The 8,688-nt window shown below is 74.1% G+C and carries 6 protein-coding genes; all 6 read right to left on the reverse strand.

Features of this window, described 5'->3' with window-relative positions; genetic code table 11:
• Positions 1–2,112 (reverse strand): serine/threonine-protein kinase (locus CCN35_RS23135; RefSeq protein ID WP_086794171.1); only part of this gene is annotated, 2,112 nt, incomplete at its 3' end.
• Positions 2,109–3,437 carry a coiled-coil domain-containing protein gene (locus CCN35_RS23140; protein ID WP_067398259.1) on the reverse strand — a complete coding sequence of 443 codons (1,329 nt, stop codon included), beginning with the start codon at positions 3,435–3,437 and terminating at the stop codon, positions 2,109–2,111. The genes CCN35_RS23135 and CCN35_RS23140, both read right to left, overlap by 4 nt.
• A 33-nt stretch (positions 3,438–3,470) precedes the next feature.
• Positions 3,471–4,487 carry a glutamate ABC transporter substrate-binding protein gene (locus CCN35_RS23145; RefSeq protein ID WP_067398261.1) on the reverse strand — a complete coding sequence of 339 codons (1,017 nt, stop codon included), beginning with the start codon at positions 4,485–4,487 and terminating at the stop codon, positions 3,471–3,473.
• A 14-nt stretch (positions 4,488–4,501) separates the two neighbouring features.
• Positions 4,502–5,920, reverse strand: a complete 1,419-nt coding sequence (locus CCN35_RS23150; RefSeq protein WP_086794165.1) for a hypothetical protein — start codon at positions 5,918–5,920, stop codon at positions 4,502–4,504.
• Between the two features lie 403 nt (positions 5,921–6,323).
• Positions 6,324–7,295: an N-acetylglucosamine kinase gene (locus CCN35_RS23155; RefSeq protein ID WP_086794168.1), complete on the reverse strand. Its 972-nt coding sequence runs from the start codon at positions 7,293–7,295 to the stop codon at positions 6,324–6,326.
• On the reverse strand, positions 7,286–8,551 hold the full coding sequence (locus tag CCN35_RS23160; RefSeq protein WP_067398268.1) for a 6-phospho-beta-glucosidase: 1,266 nt from the start codon (positions 8,549–8,551) through the stop codon (positions 7,286–7,288). Before CCN35_RS23160 ends, CCN35_RS23155 begins: the two co-directional genes overlap by 10 nt.
• Positions 8,552–8,688: the final 137 nt, after the last annotated feature.

Genomic DNA, 8,688 nt, shown 5'->3' on the forward strand with positions numbered 1-8,688 from the left:
CCCCCGCCGGTCCCCGGCGGCGAGCTGGACACGGGCCAGACCGAACGCGGCGCCGACCTGGCTCGGATCGGTCGACCACACCAGACGGTAGTACCCGGCGGCGTCGTCGAGCCGGCCGAGCAGCTCCGCGCACAGGGCGAGCGCCAGCTTCGGCGCGACCTCGCCGGGGAAGGCGTCGTAGAGCGCGTCGAAGGCGAGGGCCGCCTGCTCGTGGTCGCCGGTGACCAGGGAGGCCACGCCCCGGTACCAGACGACCCGCCAGTCGTCCGGGTCCTCCTGCTCCAGGGCCTCCAGGATCCGCAGCGCGCGGTCCGGCTCACCCGTCTCCAGCCGGGCGCGGACCTGGCGCAGCCGGGTCTCGGTGGACGGTGCGGGCACCGCCTCGAGCGCCTGGGCCAGTTCGGCGGGAGCCGACGCCGGCAGACCCGCCAGAAGACCCGCGTTCGGGTCCGTGGGGTCGACATGGGGGACCGGCAGGGCGAGGGCGGCGGCCGGCGCGTCGACGGGCTTGACGAGCCCCGGCGAGGCCGGCGCGTGCGGTGCCCCGGGGCCGCCGCCGTGCCCCGCCCCGGCGGAAAGCGCCCGCGCGGACCTGCGCCTGCGCGGCACCCGTGCCCCCAGCCGGGACACGTCCCCGTCGAGCGGGGGGAACAACTCCGTGTCCGTCACCCGCAGTTCCGGCCCGAACAGCGTCGACAGGGCCGGCCGTGCCCGGCCGGTCCGCAGGGACACGACCTCCCGCAGCACGCCCGTCAGCTGCTCGGCCATCTCCTGCGCGGAGGAGAACCGGCGGGCCGGGTCGGGGTCGGTGGCGCGGGCCAGCAGACGGTAGAAGGACTCGTAGCGGCGGAAGACCTCGACGCTGTCGGGATCGGGCAGGGAGTCCGCGTAGACGGTCGTGTAGCCCTGGAAGTCGAACGTGAGCACGGCGAGCGTACGGCCCACCGTGTACAGGTCGCTGGCCACCGACGGGCCGGCCTCGGGAACCTCCGGCGCCTGGTAGCCGATCGTGCCGTAGACGGCCGACTCGTCGTCGTCCATGCGGCGCACCGCGCCCATGTCGATCAGCTTGAGCTGGTCCTCGGTCTGGATGGCGTTGTCGATCTTGAAGTCGCAGTACAGCAGATTGCGGCTGTGCAGATGGCCCAGCGCCTCCAGGGCCTCGATGCCGTACGCGCACGCCTGCTCCACCGGCAGCGGGTCGCGCCTGCCGTCCGGGGTGCGGCGGGAGTTGGCGATCTCCTTCAGCGACTTGCCGCCGACGTACTCCATCACGATGTAGCCGTCGAGGGAGCCGGTGCGCGGGTCGAGGTGCTCCACGAAGTTGTAGATCCGCACGATGTTGGCGTGCTCGATCTCCGCCAGGAAACGCCGTTCGGAGATCGCCGCCGCCATCGCGTCCTCGTCGCCGGTGTCCAGCAGGCCCTTGAGCACCACCCACCGGTCGGACACCGCCCGGTCCACGGCGAGATAGATCCAGCCCAGACCGCCGTGCGCCAGACAGCCCACGACCTCGTACTGGCCGTGGACGACGTCCCCGGCCCTCAGCTTGGGCACGAAGGAGTACGGGTGGCCGCACGCGGTGCAGAAGCCCTCCGTACGGCCCGGCCGGCCGCCCCGCGCGCGGCCGACCGGCGCCCCGCACTCCGCACGCGAGCAGAACCGCTTCCGCTCCGGAACCTCGGGGTTCTGCAGCACCATCGACCGCGGATCGGGCCGCGGCACCTGCGGCACCTGCACCAGCCCCGCGCCCAGCCGGCCGCGGCCGGAGGAGCCCGACGCGGAGCCGGAGCCGCGCACCGACACCGAACGGCCGGTGGACCGGCCCCGTGCCGAGCGCGAGAGCCGCCCCGACGCCGAGCGACGGGACCGGGAGGAACCCGTCGACCGCGACGACGCACGAAAGGTGCGCGCACCCGGGGCCGAGCCGCCCGCCGGCCCCCGCGGACTCCTGGCACTGCCCATGACCTCGGTGGGCGGCGAGCCCAGCGCGCCGGTCGCCGGGACGACCGGCGCGAGACCGCAGGTGTCGCAGTACAGCTCGCCGCCGCCCACGTCCTCGTACGCGCCCTGGCACTCCGGCCGCTGACACGCCTGTCCCGCCCGGCTCATGGCTCCCCCCTGCCGTCACCGCCCCGGGGCCCGCCCTGCTCCGGCACCCGCGCGCCGAGCGCCTCGGCCACCGCCTGCTGGTAGCGCAGCACGGCCTGCTCGGCCACCCGCAGATCGCAGGGCGCGCTCCACAGCATGCGCCGCGCCGCGTCGTACCGCTCGGCCAGCAGCGGATCCTCCGCCAGGCCGTGCCGGTTCACCTTCGCCCTGTAGGCGTCCAGCCGGCCGCGCAGCTCGGCGCGGATCGCCAGCGGGGCGGTGACCGCCGTCAACGACTCGCGGGCACGCAGCAGTTCGTCCTCCGCCTTCTGCTCCAGGGAGTCCAGCAGCGGTGACAGCCGGTGCCACTGGCCCTGTCTGCGGTACTCGGCGGCCAGCGCCAGCTGCTCCTGCAGCGCGATCGGCGGGCCGCCGACCACCGGCACCTCCGTCGCCGCGATCTTCGCCAGCACCTCGCCCCGCGCGGTGCGCGCCTCGGCGAGCGTGCGCTCCGCGCGCGAGAGCACGTCCCGCAGTTTGATCAGCCGCTCCTCGGCGTCCCGCCGCACCCCGAGCACGGCGTCGATCTCCCGGCGCACCTCCTCCAGCGCCCGCGCCTCGCGGTCGTACACCGTGGTGTCCGGCCGGCCGCCGCCCGGTGCCGAACTGCCCCGCGCCGGCACCCAGAAGGCGAGCGGATCGGAGATCACCTCCTCGCGCAGCCTGGCCAGCGCGCGGGTGATGCGCTCCAGGTCGTCCCCCGCCGGGTGCTCGCCGGGGCGGACGCCGACCGAGTGCGCGAGCCGGCGGGTGCGCCGCAGCTCCGCGGCCAGCAGATCGATCCGGGCGGGCAGCGCCGACCACACCGCGTCGGCGGCGATCACCACGTCCAGGGCGGCCGCGTACAGCTCGTTCATCCGCTCCACCAGCGCGGCCAGGGAGAAACGCTGGCTCAGCCTGCCCGGACCGGCCAGGGTCGGCGCGTTCGCGGTGGCGGCCGCCGAGCCGGCGACCGTGACCGGCTCGCCGCGCAGCAGCTCCGTCAGCTCCACCAGGTCCTCGCGGCTGGACCAGCGGCGGCGGGCACGGATCTCACGGGCGGTGCGCAGCGCGTCGCTGTAGGCGTCGAAGTACGTCCACAGCAGCGCGATCGACGCCTCGGTCGCCTCCCAGCGCTCCTTGGTCACGCCGGTCAGCTCGGCGCCCTCCAGGAGTCTGCGGCCCGCGTGGTCCTGCAGGGCGAGAAGCGAGGTCTCGATGGCCTCGTGCTCCGAGCCGAGCCGCGCCAGCGCACGGTCCACCTCGTCCCGGTCCATCACCGACCCGGCGGGGTCCGTGACGCTCATCGATCACCTCTCGCTGCATTCGTGTCGTGTCTGTCACCGGTAGTTCGCCGTCGGCGGGACCGCCGACGACGAGTCCCTACCCAACGTGGCGGACAACCACTTGTCGTACGACGCCTTCCAGCCCCCGTCCTCGCGGTAGTTCTCCAGTATTCGGTTCACCCGGCGCACCAGGTCGTCGGCGCCCTGCTTCATCGCCACGCCGTAGAACTCCTTGGTGAAGCTCCTTCCCTTCAGCTCCACCGCGGGATCCTGCGCGGCCTGCCCGGCGGCGAGCGCACTGTCCGTCACCACCGCGTCCACCTCGCCCAGTTGCAGTTTCACCAGGCAGTCCAGCTGGTTGGGGACGGTGGTGGAGATGTCCGCGGAGGCGGGAAGCCGGCCGTTCTTCCTGTCGGCGGACAGCCGGTCGTGGGCCGTGGAGCCGGCCGCCGAACAGATCCTCCGGCCGGCCAGGGAGGAGTCGTACCCGGTGATCCGTGACGCCTTCGGGGCCAGGACCTGCTGACCGGTCAGGAAGTACGGCGCGGAGAACGCCACGTCCTTCAGCCGGTCGCAGGTGATCGTCATGGTGCGCACCACCATGTCCACCCGGCCGCTTCTGACCGCGGAAATGCGCTCGTTGGTGGGGATGGCCTTGAACTGGACCTTGTTCCTGTCGCCGAGGATGTCCTCGGCGATGCGGTGCGCCAGGTCGATGTCGAAGCCCTCCAGCTCGCCGGTGGGGTTGTTCGGGTTGCGGTAGCCCCAGCGGTAGCTGTCCTGGTCGACGCCCACCGTCACATGGCCGCGCGCCCTGATGGCGGCGAGGGTGGGGCCGTCCGCGTCCGAGGGGGACAGGCTCCGGTGGTGGGCCTCGTCGTCCCGGCAGGCGACCGCCTCGACCCGGGTGCCGTGCGCCGCCTTCCGGCCGCCCGGGGCGGGATCGCCGGCCGGGTGCGGATGCGTGCGGGGCAGCAGCAGGGCGAGGACCGGCACCAGGACGCAGACGACCGCCGTCGCACCCGCGCCGCCCCATCCCCTCATACCGGTCCGCAGACGTCGTGCGCGCATCGCTCCGCCCCCTTTCACCGGTACTCCGACAGCCTGCGACCGATGCCGAGCACCGCTCCGGCCGCGCCGAGGACCGCGAGCACCGCGGAACCGGCGGGCAGACCGGTCGTCGCGGCCGCGCCGGCGCGGGCGGCCCGCTCGAACTCGTCCGTCTCGTGGGCGAGCGCCGACGCCAGCGAGGCGTCGACGTTGTCGAAGCACTCGGCCGTCGACTGGTCGCGGGCCCCGATGCCGACGACCCGGTCCCGTGCCTTCTGGTAGTCGCCGGAGTCATTGGCCCCACGGGCCAGTTCGTGCCGGGACCGCCAGGCCTTCATCGACGCGTTCGCCCTCTGCACGGGCTTGCGGCCCGCGGTGTCGTCGGCGAGGCGGTCGGCGCGGGCCAGGGCCTTCGCGAGCTTGTCGATCTCCTGGTCGAACGCCCACTCGTAGGCGTCCATGACCGTGCCGTCCTCCAGCTCCTTGGTCACCGCGCCGCGGCTGACGAGGGTCAGGTTCTCGTCGCTGCGGGCCTTGAGGGAGGCGATACGGGCCTCGTGCAGCACGTTCAGCGAGCGCACCCCGTGGGCGCGGGAGTCGTCCAGACCCGCACGCGCGACGCTGTGACCGACCACCAGCCACAGCAGGACGACGGCGGTGGCCGCGGTGGCGGCCACCAGACCGTGGTTCAGCACCCTGTTCGTCCGCAGATAGAGGCGCCGCTGGGCCCAGCCCAGGGCCGCGAGGGCGGCGACGCCGAGAGCGATGGCGGCCCAGGGGTACGAGGTCGCCTTCGCGTAGTCGGCGTCCAGCCGCTGGTTCTCCTTCCGGTACAGCTCCTCGGCCGCCGGGAGCATCTTCTTCTGCATCATGTCGTTGGCGGCCCGCAGATAGGCGCCGCCGACCGGGAAGCCCTGGCGGTTGTTGGCACGGGCGGCCTCCACCAGGCCCTTGTAGCGGGGCAGGAGCTCGTTGAGCTCGGTGATGATGGCGGCGGAGGGGGAGCCGGGAGCGGAGTTGGCGGCGGCGGTGGCGAGTTTGGCGGCGGCCGTGCGGATGTCGGCCTCGTAGCGCTCACGGGTGGCCGCCTTCTCCTGAAGGCCGGCCAGATAACCGCTGGTGGCCATGGTGTTGGCGTCGGCGAGGGAGCGGTAGACGGCCGCGGCGTCGGAACTGAGGGGCTGACTGCGGTGCAGGACGTCGCCGGCGGCCGTGGCGCGCTCGGCGGTCTGCACAGCGGCGACGGCGCCGAAGGCCACCACGAGAAGGGCCAGGGCGGCGCCGATGACACGGAGACGGCCGGGTTCCGTGGTGGCGGCGTGCCGCAGGCGCTCCGCGGCTTCCGCCAGGGCCGTACGGCGCGAGGGCGGGGGCGCGGGCTGCGGGGGAACCGCCGGAAGGGTGGGCGGATGCGCGGTCGGTGGTGCCGTGTACCTCGTCGGTGAGTGTGTCACCGTGACCTCCCCCCGTGGTCATCCGTCACCGTGCGTGCCGCTGCCGCAGCGTAGATGCCTCGTCCCACCCCATGCCCATGAATACGCCGGGAGAAGCGGTTCGGTTCCCCTGAACCGGTGGTGTGTCCCGCGGTGCGTTGCGGGCCGGAGCGGGGGCGTCTTCGGCGGTGCCTGCGGGGCACTGGCGGGGCGCCTGCGGGACGTCGGCGGGAGCGCGGGCGGACCGGGGCCGGACACGGGGCGGGCAGCTCTTGCGCCGTGCGCGTTCCGAGGCTGCGCGTGTTCCGGGCTGCGCGGTTCCGGGGCCGTGCGTGTTCCGGGGGATCACCGCTTCTGCGAGCCCATGGCTTTTGAGGACCCATCGCCTGTGAGATCTCGTCCGAGATCTCACCCCTTTCGGGGCTCACTGCTCGAAGTGGGCCCGCACCCTGTGTTGGGCCTGCGCGGAGGCGCCCACGTGGTCCAGGCCGAGCAGGGCCGCGCCCAGGACCGGGGCGGCCGTGACCACGCGGGGGACCGCCTTGGGGGCCCGGGCGGACAGCAGGTCGCGGACGGCGGCGTCCAGCTGGGGGTGACGGGCGGCCAGGACGCTGCCGCCCAGGAGGACCGGTGTCTCCTCGTCGAGCAGGTCGAGGCGGGTCAGGGCCACCGTGGCCATGGTCACCACCTCCTGTGCCAGACGGTCGACGAGCGAGCGGGCGACGGGATCGCCCTGGGCGGCCGTGCGGAACAGCACCGGGGTCAGTTCGCCGCAGCGGCGGCGGTCGATGCGCTTCAGGTGAAGGGCCTCGATGAGCGCGTACATGGAGGGCAGCCCGAAGTGGGCGGGAAGGGCACGGGCCAGGGCGGTGTCCTCGCCGCGGCCGTCCTCCGCCCGGGCCGCGTACCACAGGGCCTCCTCCGCCAGGCCCCAGCCGCCGCCCCAGTCGCCGGAGAGGCGGCCGAGGGCCGGGAAACGGGCGGTGCGGCCGTCCGGGCGCATGCCGGCGCAGTTGATGCCGGCGCCGCAGACGACGGCGACACCGCGGGGTTCGGTCACGCCCGCCCGCAGCACCGCGAAGGTGTCGTTGCGGACCTCCACCGTCGTGCCCCACGCGCGTGCGTGCAGGGCGGCCGCCAGCTGCTGCTCCTCGACGGGCAGATCGGCGTTGGCCAGACAGGCCGAGACATGGTCGGCCGAGGCGACTCCCGCCGCCGCGCAGGCCCGGCCGACCGTTTCCGCCAGGGCGTCCACCGCCGCCTCCACTCCCACGGCCGGCGGCCGGAATCCGCCGCCGCGGGCCGTGGCGAGGACCTCTCCCTCGGCGGTCACGACCGCCACGTCGGTCTTGCTGTTGCCCGCGTCGATGGCGAGGACGCTCGCGGTCAGGCCCACGCGAGATGCTCCCGGTTGTGCGCGATCAGCCGGTCGGTGAGGGCTTCGGCGTACTCGTACTGGCCGACGAGGGGATGGGCGAGCAGGGCGCGGAGGACACGGTCCCGGCCGCCGTGCAGGGCCGCGTCCAGGGCCAGGTCCTCGTAGGCCGCCACGTTCGCCATCAGACCCGTGAGGAGGGGGTCGACGGAGGGGACGGGCAGGGGAGTCGCGCCCCGGGGGCCCACCGCCGCCTGCACCTCGATCACCGCGTCGTCCGGGAGGAAGGGCAGGGTGCCCCGGTTGAAGGTGTTGACCACCTGGTACGCGCTGCCCTCGCCGCCCAGGAGCGCCGCGGCGAGGTCCACCGCCGCCTCCGAGTAGTGGGCGCCGCCGCGCCGGGCGAGCAGGGCCGGCTTCTCGTCGAGCGCCGGGTCGCCGTACAGCGTCAGCAGCTCGCGCTCCAGCGCCGCCACCTCGGCCGCGCGGGAGGGCCGTGTGCGCATCTCCTCCACGACCTTGTCGTGCAGGTAGTAGTAGCGCAGGTAGTAGGAGGGGATCACGCCCAGGCGGTCCAGGAGCGGACGGGGCAGACGAAGATCCTCGGCGATCGTGTCGCCGTGGCCGGCCAGCAGGTCGGGGAGCACGTCCTTGCCCTCGGGGCCGCCCAGGCGCACTGCCGTCTCCCAGGTGAGGTGGTTCAGGCCCACATGGTCCAGATGGACCTCGGCGGGGGCCACGCCCAGCAGGGCGGCGAACTTGCGCTGAAGGCCGATCGCCACATTGCACAGGCCGACCGCCTTGTGGCCCGCCCGGAGCAGGGCGCGGGTGACGATGCCGACCGGGTTGGTGAAGTCGATGATCCAGGCATGGGGACTGGCGCGGCGGACGCGGTCGGCGACGTCCAGGACGACCGGGACCGTGCGCAGCGCCTTGGCCAGGCCGCCGGCGCCCGTCGTCTCCTGGCCGACGCAGCCGCACTCGAGAGGCCAGGTCTCGTCCTGCTCACGGGCCGCCTGACCGCCGACGCGCAGCTGGAGCAGGACCGCGTCCGCGCCGTCGGCGGCCCGGTCCAGGTCGGAGGTGGTGACGATACGGCCGTCGTGGCCCTGGCGGGCGAAGATGCGGCGGGCCAGACCGGCGACCGGCTCCAGGCGGTCCGTCGCCGGGTCGACGAGGACCAGTTCCTCGAGGGGGAGGACGTCTCTGAGCCGTGCGAAGCCGTCGACGAGTTCGGGGGTGTAGGTCGAGCCGCCGCCGACCACGGTGAGTTTCATCTGCGACCCTTCTGCTCGGGCGAGCGCGACGCGCCGGCGAAGCGCCTGCGGAGCGCCTTGCGGAGGACGGTGCGGCGCCCGGGGCCCGATGCGGCTCCCGGGGAACGGGGCCGTGTCCGGCGCGTCGCGCTCGCCCG

The organism is Streptomyces thermovulgaris, from assembly GCF_002155915.1.
Taxonomy (GTDB): Bacteria; Actinomycetota; Actinomycetes; order Streptomycetales; family Streptomycetaceae; genus Streptomyces; species Streptomyces thermovulgaris.